18 protein-coding genes and 1 pseudogene are annotated in these 20,347 nt (G+C 46.1%); 3 read left to right on the forward strand and 16 right to left on the reverse strand.

The window, feature by feature from the left end; genetic code table 11:
• Positions 1-492, forward strand: a 492-nt coding sequence (locus KDK15_RS06620) for a transposase (RefSeq protein WP_257294579.1), incomplete at its 5' end; no start/stop codon positions are given.
• 210 nt (positions 493-702) lie between these two features.
• On the forward strand, positions 703-900 hold the full coding sequence (locus KDK15_RS06625) for a hypothetical protein (protein ID WP_257294580.1): 198 nt from the start codon (positions 703-705) through the stop codon (positions 898-900).
• Positions 901-1,217: 317 nt separating this feature from the next.
• On the opposite strand, the gene KDK15_RS06630 is transcribed toward KDK15_RS06625, so the two are convergent.
• The 7 genes from KDK15_RS06630 to KDK15_RS06660 all read right to left on the reverse strand — a co-directional run bounded on the left by KDK15_RS06630 (position 1,218) and on the right by KDK15_RS06660 (position 10,261).
• Entirely contained in the window at positions 1,218-1,826 is a 609-nt protein-coding gene (locus KDK15_RS06630) for a hypothetical protein (RefSeq protein WP_257294581.1), read from the reverse strand.
• Positions 1,827-1,838: 12 nt separating this feature from the next.
• Entirely contained in the window at positions 1,839-2,789 is a 951-nt protein-coding gene (locus tag KDK15_RS06635) for a DUF4747 family protein (RefSeq protein WP_257294582.1), read from the reverse strand.
• Positions 2,790-3,228: 439 nt separating this feature from the next.
• Complete coding sequence (locus tag KDK15_RS06640; RefSeq protein WP_257294583.1) at positions 3,229-3,984, reverse strand: trans-aconitate 2-methyltransferase; 756 nt, start codon at positions 3,982-3,984, stop codon at positions 3,229-3,231.
• Entirely contained in the window at positions 3,981-8,228 is a 4,248-nt protein-coding gene (locus KDK15_RS06645) for an ATP-binding cassette domain-containing protein (RefSeq protein ID WP_257294584.1), read from the reverse strand. The genes KDK15_RS06640 and KDK15_RS06645 overlap by 4 nt, the downstream gene beginning before the upstream one ends.
• Positions 8,216-9,085, reverse strand: coding sequence for a TauD/TfdA family dioxygenase (locus tag KDK15_RS06650; protein ID WP_257294585.1), 870 nt, complete (start codon positions 9,083-9,085; stop codon positions 8,216-8,218). Before KDK15_RS06650 ends, KDK15_RS06645 begins: the two co-directional genes overlap by 13 nt.
• Positions 9,082-9,780: a class I SAM-dependent methyltransferase gene (locus KDK15_RS06655; RefSeq protein ID WP_257294586.1), complete on the reverse strand. Its 699-nt coding sequence runs from the start codon at positions 9,778-9,780 to the stop codon at positions 9,082-9,084. The genes KDK15_RS06650 and KDK15_RS06655 overlap by 4 nt, the downstream gene beginning before the upstream one ends.
• Position 9,781: 1 nt before the next feature.
• The gene (locus KDK15_RS06660) at positions 9,782-10,261 is read right to left on the reverse strand and encodes a hypothetical protein (protein ID WP_257294587.1); all 480 of its coding nucleotides are present in this window, start codon (positions 10,259-10,261) and stop codon (positions 9,782-9,784) included.
• Positions 10,262-10,350: 89 nt separating this feature from the next.
• Between KDK15_RS06660 and KDK15_RS06665 the strand changes: the two genes are divergently transcribed.
• Positions 10,351-10,701: a hypothetical protein gene (locus tag KDK15_RS06665; protein ID WP_257294588.1), complete on the forward strand. Its 351-nt coding sequence runs from the start codon at positions 10,351-10,353 to the stop codon at positions 10,699-10,701.
• A 93-nt stretch (positions 10,702-10,794) separates the two neighbouring features.
• Here KDK15_RS06665 and KDK15_RS06670 read toward each other — a convergent pair whose 3' ends face one another.
• The 9 genes and pseudogenes from KDK15_RS06670 to ltrA form a co-directional block, all read right to left on the reverse strand.
• Positions 10,795-11,415: a helix-turn-helix domain containing protein gene (locus KDK15_RS06670; protein ID WP_257294589.1), complete on the reverse strand. Its 621-nt coding sequence runs from the start codon at positions 11,413-11,415 to the stop codon at positions 10,795-10,797.
• Positions 11,408-12,391: a hypothetical protein gene (locus KDK15_RS06675; RefSeq protein WP_257294590.1), complete on the reverse strand. Its 984-nt coding sequence runs from the start codon at positions 12,389-12,391 to the stop codon at positions 11,408-11,410. The genes KDK15_RS06670 and KDK15_RS06675 overlap by 8 nt, the downstream gene beginning before the upstream one ends.
• Entirely contained in the window at positions 12,388-12,804 is a 417-nt protein-coding gene (locus KDK15_RS06680; RefSeq protein WP_257294591.1) for a hypothetical protein, read from the reverse strand. The genes KDK15_RS06675 and KDK15_RS06680 overlap by 4 nt, the downstream gene beginning before the upstream one ends.
• An 82-nt stretch (positions 12,805-12,886) precedes the next feature.
• Entirely contained in the window at positions 12,887-13,642 is a 756-nt protein-coding gene (gene istB, locus KDK15_RS06685) for an IS21-like element helper ATPase IstB (RefSeq protein ID WP_257294592.1), read from the reverse strand.
• Positions 13,643-13,654: 12 nt separating this feature from the next.
• On the reverse strand, positions 13,655-15,208 hold the full coding sequence (istA, locus tag KDK15_RS06690; protein WP_257294593.1) for an IS21 family transposase: 1,554 nt from the start codon (positions 15,206-15,208) through the stop codon (positions 13,655-13,657).
• A gap of 393 nt (positions 15,209-15,601) precedes the next feature.
• Complete coding sequence (locus tag KDK15_RS06695; RefSeq protein WP_373691344.1) at positions 15,602-15,790, reverse strand: DUF2164 domain-containing protein; 189 nt, start codon at positions 15,788-15,790, stop codon at positions 15,602-15,604.
• 453 nt (positions 15,791-16,243) lie between these two features.
• Positions 16,244-17,029 carry an endonuclease domain-containing protein gene (locus tag KDK15_RS06700; RefSeq protein ID WP_257294594.1) on the reverse strand — a complete coding sequence of 262 codons (786 nt, stop codon included), beginning with the start codon at positions 17,027-17,029 and terminating at the stop codon, positions 16,244-16,246.
• Positions 17,030-17,357: 328 nt separating this feature from the next.
• Positions 17,358-18,281: pseudogene (locus tag KDK15_RS06705) on the reverse strand (5'-nucleotidase).
• 316 nt (positions 18,282-18,597) lie between these two features.
• On the reverse strand, positions 18,598-20,208 hold the full coding sequence (ltrA, locus tag KDK15_RS06710; protein ID WP_257294595.1) for a group II intron reverse transcriptase/maturase: 1,611 nt from the start codon (positions 20,206-20,208) through the stop codon (positions 18,598-18,600).
• Positions 20,209-20,347 lie beyond the last annotated feature (139 nt).

Here is a 20,347-nt window from a genome sequence, read left to right on the forward strand (position 1 = left end):
CCCCATACAGATATCATTGTAAAAGACAGGCGGCAAGTGCAGTACGGCCATAAACTGAACCTGGTTCAGGGAAAAAGCAGGCTGATTCTGGATCTGGTTATTGAGGAAGGTAATCCTGCGGATACCGAACGATTCATCCCAATGATGGAAAGACAAAAAGCCATTTATGGTCGTGTACCCCGGCAAGCAAGTAGTGATGGGGGATACGCAAGTTGTTCTAATCTGGAAAAAGCCAAGGCAATGGGAATCAGCGATGTTGCCTTTCATAAAAAGCGCGGGCTTAAAGTCGAAGAGATGACTAAAAGTCAGTATGTGTATAAAACGCTTTTTCGTTTCCGGGCAGGTATTGAGGCAGGAATCTCATGGTTAAAAAGATGCTTTGGGTTATCCCGATGCCAATGCAAAGGTTCCGAACGTTTTGATGCGCATTGCTGGTTATCGGTTGTCTGTTACAACTTGGTGATTCTGGCCAGACATCCTGCGCCCTCCTGACAAACCTCGATGACTAAAAAAATCAGCCTTTCCGGCCCATTGGGATGATGGCTGCTGCGTGCTATTTGACATTATTGTTACGTCCATTCCATTTTAAGAAGAGAAATACTGTCCTTATATTAAAAGCAGGGCTTTTTTGCGGTTAATTATAACGTACGTACAACCCAATTAGAGTTGTCTGATGCGTTTTTGGACGGGAACTATCTACCCATGACGGTGACTCCCGGTAAAGCACTGCTTGCTACTTTGCGTGCGGACAAGACGAGTGTTAAGCTCAAAAAGGACACCAGTCTGAAGATGGTCGATGCCCATTACCTGGGTGTTGAAGGCACCCTGACACTTGCCTGTAAGCCACCCGCGCAAGTAAACCAGAATATTATGGTCAACTCCATTACCCACCTGAATTAGACCCGAAGCACCCTTTTTATAAAGAGCTACAGGCCTATCAACTTGCCCGTATTGCCTGGCTAGCAGAGGGACATCTGCGGGATGGGGTGATTACTCAGATCTGACAGATCACTTTCTAACCCGGAGATGGATAATTTCCTGCCAGCGGGTGTGGTGTAGCAGAAATTCATCGCCTGCCAACTGAACGCAACGACAGGGCAGGAATCAGTCCAAGTCGATCCGACCGCATATCGTCGCCCGTCAGAGAAAAGTTGAGGTCAAGGCAAGAATCTTCATAGCCTTTGAGGTTAAAGGCCATGGATGGGTTATAAAGGATTTTATTGATTTTGTGAGGATGATGCCTGCTTCTTTTTTTGCTGATAAGTATCAAACCAGCGTGAAACACGAAATATAGCCAAGGCGGCAGCAAGCCCTAAAGTTATCGCATAAACATACAATAAACTTCCAATGAAATGGACACTATTTTTAATATACGGCAAAGCTGATTTCAGCTCAGGTAACTGCTTGTAGACACAAATCTTCCACTCAACAGGAATGAGACTGACAGGGTTATTACTGATCACAAGAGCAGCCATCAATGCCAGCAACTGAATAAGAATGAAGTGCAAGAATGCGGCATTAATCCCCATAAATGGAGATGCTTTTTTGGAGGATGGTGAACCGCTTATAATCTGAATAAAGCGTTCATCTCCAAAAACAACCAGGATCGCATAGCCACCAAGAGCAAAACCAAGCATATTAGGAATGACATCTGTAGCCAAATCGATCCAACGTGCTTTCAGCCATAATGGCCCCATAAAGCAAGTAATAAGGAGCGACAGGTGAAAAAATGGCGACAACAATACCGCCCTAAAGCCGCCGTAGATACCCCAATAACTACTCAGCAAGGTGAACAAGTCTTTATATCCAGCCAAGAGCTGTTTCATCCTATTTCTCTTTTAGTCATCTTTAGATGCCGCTTGCTTTATTCGGCTTCTGAACTCCATAACCTTCTGAGTCATTCTTCCAGCCAGATTTTCAAGCACTATAAAAGGCAAGGTATTCTTTGGGTAATACTTTTGACTCTCTGTCATGGGGTGTTGCTTTGTTGACTCCTTTTTAACTTGCCCCTGATCATCTTTACCTTCGGCCTTAACCTCACCATTATTAACCGCAACAGCCGCTAAATTCCATGTCTCTGAAGTGGGCTGAATACTCATGTTCTTCTGAGCAGTGCGTGACTCGTACAGCTTTGAGACATTTTCCACATTCATTCGTTCCAATACTTCCGCTTCAAATTCGTGCAAAGTATCAGAATTAGGGCGCATAATTGTGATTTCCAGCTTCTTCAGATGGAGAGCCTTAATTTCATCAAGCTTTTCCGTTTTGGGGATCACTGTGATATCCACACGACCAAACTTTTTAACCAAGGCTGGTAAAGAGAATAATCGTACAAAAAACTTTTCAACCAAAGCTGGGGATAGCGTTCTTTTTCCGCATTTGGTTTCAAAGAAAAACAGGTGTGTTTCTGGATAAAAAATGTACTGAAAAGAAGTATAGTTTGGCTTAACTCGATCAAACTGCTCTACTCCTTTCAACTCAGAGTATTCAGCTTCTCTTTCAGTTTCTATGTCATAAAACGGTTTACTCGGATCAATATTCGTGAATTTTGCAATTTCACCACGGATACCCTCCAGAGGCTTCCCTTTTGTAATTTCATGCACCCCACCGCTTAATTGCAGATGCATATCCCCCAGCACACTGACTGAGCGTTTCTTTTTATACGCTTCTTCAAAAAGATCCACATATACAAGCGGGGTCTTATGTGGGTGAACCCTCAAATTCAAGGCCGAAACGAAAAGTGTGGATTCTCGCCCTGGCGAAGGAGCTTTTTTCTTTTGGGAAGTCATGAGTATGAAAAGTAACCAGACAGGGTAGTAGATTTTGAAACATGCAGAATTTACCACAGATACGTCTACGAAACACCGTAATTAAAGGGGGAGGAACAAAACAGATAGAAGACCGATTCAGCACTCTTTTTTAAAGCTAAAAAAGGCTTCTGATGCTTTTAGGTGTAGGTGGATGTCATTGACAGCAACCCATGCAGCTATAACGACTTACAGTAACTTGTCACGTTTTCATGAACCAATGGTTCAATGAATCATGTGAGTGATCAGCCCCGCTTTCTGCTCATAGTCCAGACCGTTCATTAACTCATCAAAAACAGGTCAGCGTACCTTTGTGTATTTACGCCGAGATCGTCCGAACTCCACTCGCCTGTTTCCATGCCTTCTCTTTTCCGACTATTTGCTTTTGCACTCCCTGGCAGCTGTATGGTGTTTAAAGCTATCACTCCATCGGCTTTCGAGCCAAAATAAACGGGCTGATAGAAGAGTTAAGCTCCCAACCTCGGCAATCATCTAATAACTCGACTCTTTCAAATCCCGCAGCCACCAATAGTGTTGCAATCGATAACGCGTTAGCACTCTGAAGGCGATGAGTTTCACGAAAACTCTCATTGGTTGACACACATTCAAAATGATACTCCGCCATCATCGTCACCTGATCTTCAGCCCAAAAACGATAACTTAATACTATGTCCTGTGCACCTGCTGGGCCAAATTCTTTGTCAACAAAAAAGTCCGGCTCTGTAGTTTCAGCATTAGGCGCATGGGCAACCTGAAGAATCAACTCCCCACCAGGGGATAATGCACGATAACAACGCTGCAATAGATCTTGTAGCTGTTCACGATCTTCACAATAATTAATGGACCACGATAACGAGACAATGCAGTCAAAAGGTTCCTTAAAGTCAAACGCCTGCATCTCACCAAGCAAAGCCCGACACTCCCCCACTCGCTGCTGTGCCAGCCCAATCATTTGAGGCGCACAATCCAATCCAAAAGGATTAAAGCCTTCAGCCAATGCTTTTTCCAGAAAAATCCCGGTACCACAGCCCAAATCGAGTAACCGGCAGTGCTTGCCATGGGCACGTGCTCGCGATAGTACAAACTCGTGGTCATGCTGGTAATGGTGCGCGGGGGTGTGTTGGTCATAACGATCCCCAAATTCCCCATAAAGCTTATAATTTACCTCTTCGCTCATTTAAGCGTCTCATCAATAATCGTCGGCATATTGGTATAAGCAGACACGACTTCAGGTAACCAGGTTTGCCATGGGAATTCGTTAAGAGCCTGGTTCAGCTTCGTTCCACTCAGTCTACTACGTACAACGGGGGCAAGAATGTCAACCAAGCGATTTCGCCTGCACTCTGCCCGGGCATTGGGTGGAGAGAGTTTCATCAAGGCATGGTAAAGCGTTTTAACTGTACCGGTGGAAAGCCATTCAAAATAACTTTTACCAGCCAAGTGATAAAGGTGGGTATGCGCTCGCAAGCCCGAGCCTGAACACAAGGTGCAGGGAATCTGCTGCTGTGAGCTTTCGATACTTTTACGCCAGGCATTATCCGCACGCGCGAGATTGTCATGAACATGTGCAAATAAACCATCCCAACGTAACCAGCTTGCAACTTCTTTAGGGTCGTCACTAGCATTTTTAAGAAAACTGCCATGACCGGGGCGTGACCAATATCCGAAAAGTAATATATCCCGTTGTGCTTGGGAGAGCTTGCCAATCGGGGTATTTTTAGGCCAAAGGCCTTCTTTATCCAGACGACGAAATAGAGGCAGGAGCACATTCCTATGTACTCCTTTGAGAATACTAAGTGCCTTTGGATGAAGAAAGTCGTTTTTTTCCACGGGATGTTTTGCGTTGCCAAGAATCAGTGCTTCATCATAACTGCGCACATTTCCCGTCCCTTGACATGCCGGGCAGCGGCTACGTTGGCTACAGCGTTGGAAATCCAATGCAGACCCCCCTAATGGACCGACGATGCCACGTTCAAGGTCGATACCCCGTGTCGCATAAATAGCCAGTTGTTCATTCCCATCATACAGCTCTACGTATCCTCCACCGATGAGCAGTGCAAAATCGATACAGTGGCGACGCTGCTCATTGCTTGCATCATGAGGAATTGAAAATGGTGCTCCCGTAACACGCAGTTCACATAGCGCCTGATGCTGGCTCATTGTAAACCCTTCCTGGGTCAATTTATTGTATCGGGATTGTTGAACGCTCTTGGGAATGAGGGTACCCCAAGTATATATTTCCCGAATCAACGGATGTATACGCAGCTCAGCCTCATTATGATCGCTCCATATTTCCACCATGTGCTCGGCATCGAAACGCTTACTACCAGTAGTGGATTCACATTCAATCATAAGAGCAGCAAGCTCGCACTCAAGGGCACCGTATTCCAGTAATCTGCCTGTGGGCGGCTTATCGACACACACAGCTAAATGACTGTCTTCGCAGTAGAGGTCTTGTTCTTGTGGTGCAATATCGTCCCCCAGTAGTCTTCTTAGCCATCGGTGACTATTTTGCGCTTCATTTAGCGCAGGGGGACTAGTGTTCTTTTCATGGCTTGTTCTACCAGTACTTTTGGGTTTGACGGGCTTTCCATGTGCGGATAACATCCGACCACTGGGAGTATCCAGTTGACGAACTTGTTGAGGTGTTCCATTGGCAATAACCTGGCCTCCTTCTGCACCACTGCCCGGGCCAAATTCAATTAACCAATCTGCCGCTGCAGCAAGCTCCAGGTTATGTTCCACTACTATTACTGTATGACCTTTCTCGACAATACGCTCAAGGGCATGCAGTAAACGCGACACGTCTGTACGATGTAATCCAGCGGCAGGTTCATCCAACACAAACATCAAGGCTTGGGGGTTATCCTTGATAAGCTCCTTAGCGATTCTTAGACGCTGAAGCTCACCTCCACTAATAGTATCCAGACGGCGCCCCAAGGATAAATGGCCAATGCCCAGTTCATCAATAGCCTGCAATAATGTGCTTGCAAATGTGAGGGCTCTTGGCAGTGTGGCAGCCAGAGTGGAAATGGTGAGCCCCAGCAATTGAGCGATATCAAGTTCATTTTCCCTTACAGCCAACACCTCTTGGCCAAAGCATGACCCGCCACATCCCGGACAAGTTATCCAATGGCCTTTCTCTTCGAGTTCGCCAATCCCCAAACATTGCTGGCAACGTCCGTTACCTGCATTAAGGCCAAAGTCTTTAGCTTGCAGCCCCATCGATTTGGCTAACGGCTGTTTGGAGTAATGTTGACGAAGTGGTTCTGCAAGCCCCGTAAAGGTGGCAACGGTACTGCGGCGATTAACTGTAGGGGTTCGTTGATCCAGTGCCACTAATCCACTGATTTTATCAGCGCCCTTAAGAGTGCTCCACCGGCCTCTGCGAAGGTCGAATTCATCCGGGGTGAAATTCAAATGCGCGGAAAGTGCGGGTACCAGCACACCGCGAACAAAGCTGGATTTTCCCGATCCAGAGACCCCTATCAAACACACAAAATGCCCCAAGGGAATGGATACATCAATTTGATTCAGGTTATGAATGCAGGCTCCCTTAAGGACAAGTTTGGGGCCTCTGGGCTTTACCGGTATCGGCTGGCGTACGAACGGGACTTCTGCTTGCCACCAGCGTTGTGGCACTTTACCCGCATGCACAATGGTACCGCCTTCAGGGCCAGCCCCTGGACCAATTTCTACAAAAAAGTCGGCGGCTGCAGCGAGCCGATGTCGGTGTTCGTTAAGGATTAAAGTGTGGGCATGCCGGTGTTTAAGCAGGGTTGTCACCAAGCGATCCACATCTTCATCGTGCAGACCTCGTGCAGGCTCATCCAGCAACAAGCATAAGCCCCGATGACGCCCATCCAACGAAGCCGCTAGCCTTAGACGACGGGATTCGCCTTCGCTAATATGTGTCATGCCCCGGGCTGCATTCAGGTGCCCTAAGCCCACACCAACAAAGCTCAGTGCTAAATGGTGAATTTGATGCAAATAAGCTTGAGCCTCTTTAGGCAGCCCTTTAGCGAGAGCGGATGCAGGCTTACACAACTCGGCCAGTGTCGTAAAGCTCAGGGTTAGAAGCTCATCAATGGAATACTGGTTAATCTTTAGTGCGCGGGCCGCATTGGACCAGCGTGTTCCCTGGCAGCCTGGGCATGGCCCTTCACCAACCAAATAGCCCAGGTGTTCTCCGGTTTTACCACGTTTGGCAATGCGTTCTAGAATGGCTGACTGAAATCCTAAAAAGCGGCGAGGTTTACTAACTTTTCTCCGACTACCAAGCTCTAGATCTGTGACCAACTCATCTCCCAGCCCCTCCAGAACCACTCGTCGAGCCTCTTTTTTGAGTTTACTCCAGGGAGTATCCGGGTCGAACCCTCGAATACCACGTAAGCCTTCGATAGTCTCGTGTTGAATATTAATGTATTTATAATTTTTTTCTGTCCATAGCGAAAACGCCCCCTGATGCATTGAGCGCTCGGGGTGGGGGATAAGAGCCTCAATATCCAATGTAATGCAGCGCCCTATTCCTTTACATTGTTCACAGGCACCACTTTGTAAATGTTCTGGCGCGTTAAAAGATAGTAAGTGATCGTTCGGGGGACTGTATAAGCTGGGATCACCTGGGGTCACCCAGTGTTGCCGGGAGTCGAGTGCGTCAACCTCACCACCAGGAAGCTCCACAAAAACTTTGCCTTGTCCGGCTTCAAAAGCCAGCTCTAATAGGGATTTTAACGTGTGCTGCTGTTTCGCTTGAGTAAGGTTTATACGACCAATGTACGCTTCCACAAGATGGCGTGTTTGTTTGGCCAGTGGTTTAAATGCTTTAGCGGAAACTTTTCGACCGCTTTCCCAGCGTTTGGGGGAATCGGTTTCACTGCGTACAATCAGTTCATCTATGCCTAGTGTCAGCATCCTTTTGGCCATGTCGACACCATCGCTTTCCACATAAGAAAGTGGAATAGCCCAAATCACCACACTACCCTGGTGATGCTGGTCGATCCATTGTTGATAAATTTCAGCAGTGGGTACGTTAACAGGTTCACCGGTTTGCTGGGCTATAGGTTGCGACCATCGAACAAACATTCGACGAAGTAATGTCAGTATATTGCTTGCCGTGCCAACAGTGGTTCGGGATGAAGCCCGAAAGGCTTTTTGCCCGAGGTGCAGACTGGCAGGCATTGGCCCAATAAACGCCTGATGGGTGGACGGGGGCAAGTGGTCTTGCTTAACTCCTAGAAAATGATTAAGCCGGTCGTTACCTTCACGGGCGAGCGTTTCGCTTAGCAGCGAGCTTTTTCCCGAACCAGACACACCTACCACCATAGAAATTGCCCCGATGGGGAACATCACATCAAGATGGCGTAAGTTGTTAGCTTCAGCGCCGACGACCTTAATAGCGTGATTTTTCAGATCGGCCATGCAGGGGAATCCAGCAGGTGTAAAACGTAAATTTCGCGTGCTTCAAACTTTCGGGGAAATTCTAAGTAACGTACGCTGCATGCACTCCGGTAATGTAGCGCTCGCGTATTCGAAACCAATAGTGCATCGCCACTTTGCAGGTCTATGGGGGTGGAAGTCATTAGTGCCACTTCGTGGATAGTGGCGAGATGGCGTTCCAGTTCGTGTAATGGCATACCCTTACGCCGATAGGCCGCCCTGAGAGTTTCGGGATGGTAGCGAATGGTATCATGGTTGGCCATTACTCCTTGATAGGAGCCGTGAGCACGTTCATCAACTAATTCACACTCTTCTTTTAATAGAAAGTCCAGAGTTGCATCTGCTCCAATGCGTTTTAGCTCTATGAGTATTGCTTCCAATCGAGCAACTCTTAGAATGCCCTTGCCAGGGCTGGGGTCAGCCACGCGACATTGAATTAGGGTGACTTTGGGTGGGGTCTGAGCTGTACAGAGATCTGTATGAAAGTGACCTTCCTTCAGAGTTTGGGAAAGTTCGGTTGTCCACGGCGACATTCTAAAATGCTTTAGGACTTTATTTCCACGGTAGGGCTTAAAACGCGAATTAAGTGCGAGCCCGAGCAATACGGCGGTATTGCCTTCTTGATCAGGCTTACCACGTACAATGGCATGGTCATTTTGCTGCCACACTTGTTGCAGCATAAGGGTAAAGTTAAGCCACTCATCACTATCTAACGCTTGATAGGCACAGTTATGGTTTTCCAGTACTTGCTGTTCGAGCTGTTCTATTGTTTTACCTTGGGCAATGGCCTCGAAGTTCTTACTTACAGCTTCAGGTAAAGTAATATCCGAGCATATCATAATGGTTTTTCCAGTCTGAACAGAAGTTTGTGTTTGTATTGGTGCTCCAGTAGTGCTGAGACCGAGGGATAAGTGAAGACTTCATCCTCATTAGGTTTATAATATACCCAACCAGTATCGCGTAAGGGGCGTAACGAAGGAGCCAAACCGACATCCACGGCGGCTGCTAAAATATCGATCGGTGCATGGTTGTAGACCGTATGTCCAATGGCTTCCAGCTCTGTTTTCCATTGCTTCCACAAAGGGTTTTCGCTGTGACACCCCAATACGATATAGGCAAAAGCACCTGGTTGGAGTACTCGTTTAATGTGTGACATCACAACGGGTAAGTGTTCGATGTACTGCAATACTTCATGTGCGACTACTAAAGAAACGCTTGCGTTGGGTACTTGTTGCCAACCGTTGATGTCGTAGAATTTAGCGTCAACGCAAAAGCGAGCAAGGCGTTGAGCGGCAACTTTTCGTGCACTTAAGAGGGGATCCAGGCCAATCACTTTTACGACGTTGAATTTTTGAATCAACAGTTCTAATAACCCGCCACGGTGACACCCGATATCGAGTATGACGGCTTGCTGTGGCAGCACATTGTCAGCAAGTATATGCCCCTGTAATGCTCGCCAAAAGTACAGGTTCCGTTGATCTAGTTCTAGATCTTCTTTGTGGTCAAAAAAGTGGGTACGTACAACGTTTTCCATGTTATGGACATCTTTGGGGGGCGCAGCTTCGTGCCTGTATGTCGCCAGCGGTGGGATCGATGCCAAAGTGTAATATGAATAAGCTAAGGGATTCTTCGAAGGTGGCTTCAAGATGGGCCTTATCTTCAGCCCCGCGCATACCAAAGTAAGGGAAGTGGTGGAGAAATTGACCGAAAAGTTGATCGCAATCTTTTTGATAGGCAATGGTATCGACAATGTGGGCATGCCAGAAGTTGTCAATGGGGCCAGTAGGGCAGATTTTTTTATCCGGGTAGCGAATGTTTAGCGCCAGGAATTTACGGTAGAGATCCTCAATTTCGTTGCAGTACTCTTGTGTCCAACCATGCTCTTCCATGAGTTTACGTTTCAACATGGTGAAGTCGATGACTTGGGCTTTGGCGACGGCTTGTTGCATAAGTTCGTCATAGGGGAGCTTGGCGTGTGATTCTTCATAACTTAGGGGGCTTTCTGCTGTGTTCATGTTTACTCCAAATTCTACAACTGGTGTAACTATGCTGCTCGACACAAAAGTCTCTTTTTAGAAATGAGAAACAGAGGAGGTGAAATGATTTGACGGTATCCAAAGACAAACGACGATTATCGATCAGTACAGACTATAAGCTTCAGGGTTCTTACAGGTTCAGTGTAGTAACAGCAGTCGATCTTTTCCAATACTATATGAAACCTGCATTTATTAACGGCAACGATGGCAGCAAGCAAGTACGGAATAAAAGAGAGGATACATTTGAGGCATTCGCGGAACGGGAAGCCCTGCTCCGCAGTGCTGACTTCATCTGCCTGAATCAGAATGAACTCTGGGAGTATATACAGACGGATGATGATTGCCTGGATATTGAACCATCAGAAAGTGATCTGGCAATCCTGGAGTGGGATGGGGATGATGAAAAGGCGTCGTTTTGAGCAGGAAGGGATATCACTCATAGTTGACCATATTATTATAGATTCCGGGCGTTTTTTCCCTGATTCCCTCACTGAGTGAGGAAACCCGTACTCCTATATTTTCGTATCCAGTTCCCAGTAATCCATAATCCGCACCCGGCCGATGGTCTGCATATCCGGCTGCCGTGTATTGGTCTGATCCAGCCCTTTATAGGTAATCAGAAAGTTGCATAACTTCTTTTTACCGTTTTCCTCACGCTGAGCCAGGAACATACCCGGCCCTGGACGCAACTCCCTTTCCACCACCAACAGGGTAAAGCCGGTAAAACAGTCAATGGTTTCCGGCACATAGTAATACTCATAGAGTTTCTTATCCCGGGGCTTATGCTGTTCGCTAAGAAAGATATCTGGCACTCTGGCAGTCACTTCATACCAATCCCCCTCCGGCGGTACAACAGTTACATGGGTGAGCATAGTTGCATTTGCTGTCGGCTCTTTCGGTTTTTCTGGTTCCGGGTCGTAAGGATCACCCACCCCTGTGCCCAGCCAATGGCTAGAGACTCCGGTGGCCACTGCCAGACGTTCCACATATTTATGGGGATTATCAATTTTGCCACTGGCCAGACGGTAGAGATAACTCCGCTCAATGCCGGTTTCCCGGGAAAGGGCACTGGCAGTTTTCACCCCCTTCAGTTTCATGGCCCTGGCCAGCCGGTCAGCAAAAGTATTACTCATTATTTATATCCTCTGCCGGTAACAGGCTTGCGCCAGATGGTTTTGACTCGGCATCAATACTGATCAGACTGTAGGTCTTTTTCTCTTCCTGGGTGGCACTGTTAAAGACCGTTTTTTCATTGGCAAGAATGGTGACCGTGTCGCCCATTCTGAATGGCCTGACGGCTTCGTACATTTTTTTGCTGTATCGGATTTTGATTAGCTGGTCTTCGGCATTTCGGATGGCCAGCTTGCCAGAGCGGCTGATCAGCTCAACAACCCCTTCGATTTTCACTTCTACCGGATCGGTACTGCTGAAACCATCCAGCAGGGTTTCCAGCATCTCGATTTTATCCCGTCGGCCATGCCAGAAATGTTTCTGTTCATTGGCGCCAGTCCAGCTGATATCAATTTCGATATGCTGTTGCCGCAGGACTTTCAGAAATTTCGCCAGCGCATGGGAGCTTCTCAGGCCCAGGTTATCCACCTGTTCGCTCAGGCCCAGATTCATATCTTTATTGAGCAGATCAAACAGGCCGGACAGGCTATTTTCCAACAGGCTTACACCAAACAAATCAGGCGAAGTATCTCCGGTAATATAGAGGCGGGAGGAACCATGCCCGATATCTGCAAACCGGAGATTAATTGGCCGGGTAATTTCTGTCGGAATGGTTCCGGCCAGATCCTGTCCATGGTGAATTTTTGCCGCCGCAGCAAACACCAGGCCGGAAAAGTGTTTGGCCAGATTCGCCAACAGATCCAGGGGAACAGAGCCGTTGTTTACATCCGCCCCCATCAGGCAAAGCTCAATCACTTCCTTTTCACGCTTCTCTTTTTCAGAACTCAGCTTAAAGTGAAGGTCATTAATATGCTGCTCTAAAGAGTGGATACTCAGGGACAGGGCAAAGTTTTCCCCTTCTTCCGCCAGCCGGTTTTTCTTGCTGTCCAGCAGCGCTTCGGTTTTTTTGATCCGCTTTTCTAAATAGGAAATGTTCATAGTGCTTCCCCAATTTTAATTTTAGGGATTCCTTTGGGTCTGTCGTTTCTGTCTAAACCATAAATCTCCTTCCAGAGGTTGTGATCTTCCTGAAGGTCGGTGACAAAAATTACATCGCAGTCGTATCGGAGTCTGATCGCCTCATTGCTATCAAAAACATCGAATAACCGCTGCTGATTGGCAGACAGGGCATTGACCCCGTTCACATCCGCCACAACCAACAGGTCGATATCTCTTGGGCTTTCTTTGTATGTTGAAAACGAGCCATCAATCCAGATCTCCATCTCAACAGGGAACTCTTTCAGTTTTTCCAGAAATGCATTAAACCGGCTCAGCAGCTGTGCTCTTCTCGATGGGTCTTTAAATGGTGTGACAAATAGTTCGGGCATGTCCGATAGGGTGATGCTGTGCATGCTGCATATTCTGGTTAACTTGAACACCTATTCTTGTTCATTTGAACACCCTGATCTCCTTACGCATCGCCCAGTGTGATTTTTAGACCAGGTGTTCAACTGCGTCCAATTTTCCAAGCTTTTTGCGCATGGATTCACCTTTGAGTTCAATCCGGTGGGCATTGTGCATGAGCCGGTCAAGTATGGCGTCGGCCAGAGTTTCATCACCAATGCTGGCATGCCACTTCCGGGTGGGCAGTTGACTGGTAACCAACGTGGAACCTTGTTCGTGCCTGTCATCCATGACTTCCAGCAGATCGTTCCTTTGTTGTTGTGTCAGTGGCTCCAGGCCCCAGTCGTCCAGAATCAGCAAGTCTACTTTTGCCAGTTGCTTTAACTGCTTGCTGTAGCTGCCATCACCGTGGGCAAGGATCAGATCATCCAGTAGCCTGGACGTCCGATAGTACCGAACACTGTACCCTTTCAGACAAGCCATGTGACCAAGGGCGCAGGCCAGGTAGCTCTTACCGGAACCGCAAGGTCCGGTGATCAACAGGTTCCTGTGCCGGTCAAGCCAGTCTCCTCCAGACAGGCTGGCCATCTGGTTCTGTTTGAGACCTCTGGGGTGTTCATAGTCAATGTCGTGTATCCGGGCAGCCAGTTTAAACCGGGCGCTTCTAAGCAGACGAGCCAGGCGTTTATTGTTTCGCTCTGTTTCTTCCTGTTCAGTAAGCAACGCCAGTCGTTCTTCAAAGCTAAGGCTACTGTAGGTGCCCGGCTGGTCCAGCTGTTGGTTGAGGGCGTCTGCCATCCCGCTCAGTCGCAATGACCTAAGGCGAGTCAGTGTTTCATTGATCATGTTCGCCTCCAGTTATTGATAGCAAATAGCACCACGAATATTTTCGTGATCATCATGTAATGGGTCTGTCGTTTGTTCTAACTGTGGCTCCAATGACAACAGGTCTTTGCCTGACTGGAGGATGGATCGAACATTTTTTAACCGGTAACCTCCGATGTTCCTAGCATGGGCACAGGCGTTGTTGAGTCGTTCAGTTCCATATTCCCGCTGCAGGTTCAGCAGCCCCAGTGAAGCTCGATAGGCTTGTTCAGGATGCTCCTTGCTATCCAGTAGTGATTGAATAAAGCAATAGACGTCCTGACCAATGTCGTTTGCCCAGTTAAGTAAACGCTCAGATGTCCACTCCTGATGGTGACGATGTCGTTCCGGCATATGAACTGCCAACGTCGTAAATCCTCGTGTGTGCTTGCGGGCATGGCTGGCCACCACTTTGCCGTTAGCGTAGATCGTGACGCAGTGTTCAGTCGCCTGTACTTCTACTTCCTGCCTGGCAAGTTGATGAGGAACCGAGTAGGCGTGACCCTTGCAGATAATATGGTAATCCACATTAACACGGGCCTTGATAAACTCAGCGAAGACAAAAGGTTGTTTCGGCAGTGGCTTGAGGGCTGGTTCATCCAGTTGTTCAAACGCACTTCGTCGAGTTCCCGGCAGCTGCTTAAAGGGCTTTAAGTTCAGTTCGGTTAACAGTTCACGTATTCGCAGGTTCAGATCTGCCAGGGTAAAGAACATTTCATGACGAAGCCTGGCTAGTATCCACCGCTCCACTACCTGTACACCGACTTCTGCCTTAGCCTTGTCTTTGGGTTTATAGGGGCGTGCCGGGATGACTGCCACCTGGTAGTGACAAGCCAGGTGCTGGTATGACGGGTTGAGATCCGGCTCGTAGCGACAGGCTTTGATAACGGCACACTTTGGGTTGTCCGGTACGACAATTTCCGGCACCCCACCGAAGAACTCAAAGGCCCGTTCATGAGAGCCCAGCCAGTCCTCTGTTTTTTGTGACAAAGTCGCCTCAGCATAGGTATAGTTGGAAGCTCCCAGCACAGCCACAAAGATCTGGGCATTGTGGGCAATTTCGCCGGTGTCCGGGTTGATGATTGGCATGGTTGGCCCAGCATAATCAACAAATAACTTTTCACCAGCATTGTGCAGCTGACGCATAGATCGCTTTTGACAACCACGCCACTGATTGTAACGGTGACAGTACTGGGCATAGCTGTAGGCATTAAGGGGATGAGCCTGGCAGTATTCCTCCCAGAGTCTTTGCTTGGTCACTTCCTTGCGCTTGAGGTCCTGATGCACCTCGGCCCAGTCAGGGTCAATCAGCCCTTTGCGGTTGGCTATCGCGGCATCCGGAAACAGCGCCTGAATAAGCTCAGGCTCAGACATATCCTCTGCCAGGGGCCAGCTTAAGTCAGATTCCTGAAAGGCCTTAACGTAGTTGGATACCGTCCCTACACTGACTCGTACACTACGGGAAATTTGACGGAAGCTGAGTTGGCTGCCAAACCGCATCCTGAGTATTTCTAGAAGCTTACGCATGGTAATCCTGTTTTCAATCATGGCCGGTTCCCTCTCTTGTTACAGATAAGAGCGGCCAAAGTTATGGAAAATCAATACATAAGAAGATATTTGTTAGCTGTATAAAACCGGTTTATGGTCTGTTGAACAGTGTTTCTGCAAGCTTGAACAGTGATTCTGGAAATCACCAAAAAGTGTTCAAAAGAAACCAGAATAGGTGTTCAAGTGTTACCAGAATGGGTGTTCAAGAGTTTCCGGAATGGGTGTTCAAGAGTTTCCAGAATATGCACATGCCCGGTGCGAATAGGGGTTTGTATTCCATAGACCTTGGTTGCTGTTTTGGATGGATTACAGCTTTTAGTGGACAAGAAGCTGAGTCCATTTAGAGGATTATTATTTTATTGAATGAAAATAAAAGTGCAATTGAACTACCTGTCAGCTGCCAGGCTTTTCTAAATCTTGCATCAGGCACCCTATCTCTTCAGTCTTTTCGGTAAATAGAGTATGAGCATCAGAAAGCCCCCAGTTATAAAAATACGGGCCAATTTCCTTGGCAAAGAAATTAATCAGGAATTCAGTATCAAAACCACCAATATCCTGTCCTAACTCATCGTTAAAATAGATTTATTTTGTAGATGAGTCAGTTTATTTGAACGGTTGAAAATTTTATTTCATTTATACTGCTACCATTTTATCGGTCAGCTTAACATAGATGACGAAATCACAATGGTCATTAAAAATATTTTTTCCATTTTATGCCTATTGAGGCGGGATGTAAGGCGTTACCGGTAGCTCAAAGACCTGCTGTTATAGCGATTACACAGCTGCCTTTCACAAGGTATGCCATCATTTTCACCGTCATTGGTGCCAAGGCAATGATCTTGGTTAAGGTGACTTCTTTGCAGGAATTCATTTGAGCAGGGGATTTGGGGCAAGCCTTGCTTTTTCAAAAAGTTTAAGATGATAGACTAGTTTTTGACCCCAGTTTTGTTTTTGCTTTCGGGGCATGAAGGAAAACTTTTTTTGTAATTCGAGATGGATCATTTATGACATCTACTTTTTTAGTTTTAAGAACGGTCACGACACATTGATAATATTCAAAATACTTTCTACAACATCATCACTATCCCTATAAACTTGAGCAGCCGTATATCTTACAGTTTTATACCCATCTGCCATTAACAACTGATCACGTCTTCTATCTCTTTCAAACGAATTATCATTTTCATGATAACTTCTCCCATCAACCTCAATTATTAAATCATTTAATAAAAAATCAATTCTGTAAAATCCAATATTTTCTTGATTATAAAGAGTCAAAGAGCCATTACTCAAACAAGTATTTTTCTCTGGTTTTAAATAGAGGTTTTTAATTAGAGACTCTAAAAGAATTACTTCCGGTTCTGATTCACATTTTTCAAAAAATACTTTATACGGGAGCATCATTTCTTTATCAAATTTAGAGTTAGAACCCAACATACGAATAAAACCCTCTCCCCACTCCCTCTTCAATCTTTCTTCTTCTTTTCTTTTATTCTCTTTTTCAATTTTTGCGCTAAGCTCTTCACGCTTTATATTATCTATCTGTTTTTTTACATCATTCAAATCCATTAACGTTTTTTTATTAGATTTTATCAAATAAGATTCATTGAGCCAAAAACACTCTTTTTTCAACCTATCAACTTCTTCTTTTATATCTTTAAATTGATAACTATTTTTCGCAACCACCTGACAAGCAATATTATATTGCTCAGCAGTTAACATTGAGCTATTATTCGATCGCAGATTATACTCTAGTTCTGCTGCTTTAAGATAATACTCAAAAGCATCATCACGAACAACAATCTCATTACGTTCCAGCACCAATGCTCTTTATTTGCTAATTGACAAACCTCTTCAAATGTATTCATAAACTCCTCCACTGAGTATTTGTAACATATAATATCTAATTCATTAGCAACACAGGTATCCACTGTATTTTTTTAGGTACTTTCTCCGACTAATTTTTTATTTATTTGACCAATCCCATCTAATTTATTATCGAGTAGATTAAAGTATAAATTCTCTACTTGTTTTGGGAGAATGATCATTCGTGTCGCAATCAAATTAGTCAAGTCACAAATTCTGGGTCACATCATGAATCTTGCATACATAAAAAATGAAAGATATGGTACCATTTCTCCAAAGCCGACTACGAATTAGCTATACCAAATGGAATATGTACCATAGGAATATCCCCAGCTTCTGACTCTAAATGACTTATCTGATCATCGAAAAACATATGTGGCTTAAGACGGCTAAGAATTCTATTTTTCACCATGCCACCCAGGAAGAATGATTCATTTGCACTTACTCCCCAGTCTTCGAGCGTTGTGATAACTCTTTCATGTGCTGGAGCATTTCTGGCAGTTACTATTGCCGTTCTAATTATTGGTTTATAGTTGGTATCACGCTCTCTTTCACGTTCCTCAAGTTTTTGAAGAAATGATAACTTTTTAAACAGGTCTGCTAAAGGTCCAGGTTTGTGGGGGATATTTGAATTTTTGTCTTCATATTCATGAAATTTCTCTAAATTATCGCCCTTAAAAACGGCCTCAGCTTCATCGTCAGCAATGACTCCATCAAAGTCGAATGCAATTCTCAACTCTTCATCGTTATCATCATTAACTACTTTGCCAGGTAAAACGATTCCTGCTGGATAGCCTTTCCCAACAGCATTAGCAACGTCCTCACTATTTGCCGTGAGAAAAAGAGAAGCATTAAATGCAGGAATGTATTCTTATGGTGACCTGCCTTCCATAAAAGCAGCTCTACTTATACTAAGCCCATAATGTTTAATTGATCTAAAAACTCTTTTTCCTGTTGCTGCAGAATTTCTGGATAACAAAACAACTTCTACTGGTTGCTGCCTTTCAAACCTTTTATTTAGATTTAAGAATCTTTTTATGAAAGGGAACGCAACACCTTTTCCAAGTGTACTATCAATATTTTCTTCTTGAAATTTTTTATACTCCTTTGGCCCTTTTTCCAAATACACAGCATGTGATTCGCTGAGATCGAAAAAGGCACTTGAAGATACTGCAATTACAAGTTTTCGGTCTATCGGATATGGCATTATGTATCCTTAGGCATTGAACAGACGATTATACGGATCTGTGTCGCACAAAAGCTTGCCTGTAACTAATTAATCAATGGTATCAGATCTTGATTTTTTCAAATTTGAAATCAGGATTTTGGTTGTTCATATAACGACATCAATGAAATGCAACAGCACTACCGATAATTTGCTAACCTCTCGCCGGGTAGCCGGGTGACATTACTGCCACCCAGCCCCCTAAGAACCGTACGTGCGACTTTCATCGCATACGGCTCAAGCCTCCGCAGCTCTCACTAACCATCGGTTAATTACTTTCACATCCTTGTGTCATTCGTCACCAAGGGTGTACCAATTGACGATCGGCTGGTGCTTTTTCCAAGGCGTCATAAACAGCGTGCTTGTCGTGTAATGGATCACCGTGTTGAAACGATGCTCCACAGATAGCACAACTGTTCTGCTGCCTGAACAGTGCTTCTCGTCTTTGCTTATAGAAGGATTCCTTCAGCTGCCTTCTCCTGCGCCGCTGCTCCCAGTATTCCCCTTGATCAGGATCATGCGGGGTCGAAGCCCCCTGAACCTTGATATGCCGGGTTATCGGGATGTGCTTGTGCTGGTATAGGCGTAAACTGTCGTTTCTGAACGTCCAGTCCTGACCGGGAAAGTACCGGTACTTCACCCAGTGTTTTGACTTATTTGGGTGACGGCGCTTTGCCCAGAACCAGATAAGTTTCCATGTTCGGTGATCGACATAGCTGAATGTCCGTTTGCTGTTTGCATTCCGGTAATAGTTTCCCCAACCACCAATGACGGGGTTAAGACAACCAATCAAGCCAGTTTGCGTTGCCTGCTTATTTTTCGAGACAATGTCCTTGATCTGCTTAATGTGAGCTTTCACATCAGCCTTTGCAGGGCGGACAAGTACAATCTTTCCGCTGTATCGTTTGATCGTGAACCCCAGAAAGTCAAAACCCTTGTCTACATGAACAACATGGGTTTTAGCTTCGCTCAGTTGCAGCCCCCTTAATGACAGGAACTGCTCAAGCTGTGGGATTACGTACCCCATAATCACTTCACGCGACGGTGCAGTGACAACAAAGTCGTCAGCGTAACGTATCAGGTTGATGCCTTTGTTATTTCCTCGGCGCTCAGCTGGCCGCAGTTGCCGCCCACTTGCGCTGGTGCAACCAAATAGTCTTTCCAGACCATCCAGAGCAATGTTTGCCAACACTGGCGAGATGATCCCGCCTTGTGGCGTACCTGCTGTTGTTGGTTGCAAATGCCTCCATTCGATAACACCCGACTTTAACCATCGACGTATTGTCTTGGCGAACACCGGTGCCCGATCCAATATAGCCTCATGCTTTATGTTATCGAAACAACCGCAACTATCCGCATCAAGCACCCACTTACTGCTATTCTTACCTCGCAGCGAATGGGCAATGGCAGTGACGGCATCCATGCAAGATCGTCCCGGTCGAAAGCCATAAGAGTTTACCTCAAAACGGCTTTCCCATTCGGGCTCCATGGACAATTTCACCAGTGCCTGCATGACACGATCTTTAACAGTGGGAATTCCAAGAGGACGTTGCTTACCGTTAGCCTTGGGAATGTAAACCCGGCGAACCGGTTTTGGCCTGTACCCTCTCAGGGTTAATCCTTCTTTCAGCAACGCCAGACGTTTAACTGGAGTGTCACAAATAACTCCATCAATACCCGGCGTGTTTTTACCTCGGTTTTCCATGGTTACCTGTCGTATAGACAGGAATTTTGCAGCCAGTGAACGAACCAGCAATTTCTGGAGGCTCTTTACCTTCTTCCACAGCTGGCTCTTTGCCGCACGATAGATACGGCCTTGCAGCCGACGAACACTGGCTTCGACCTTAGACCAGTTGATACCCGGCCAGCCTGAGTGCTGGTGTCCTGTGGTTGGTTCAATGGCAAGCATTGTCTAACCCTCTCCACAGACAAACGTCATGGCAAAGCTTGTCTATCGTTGAGACCAGTCGGAAGTGGGCATCCTTTCGGATTGGGTCAAAGCTTGAAACCCTATCTGCCTCCTTACAAGACAGCATTCGCTTTTTCCG

Source organism: Endozoicomonas sp. YOMI1, from assembly GCF_024606345.1.
GTDB lineage: Bacteria > Pseudomonadota > Gammaproteobacteria > Pseudomonadales > Endozoicomonadaceae > Endozoicomonas.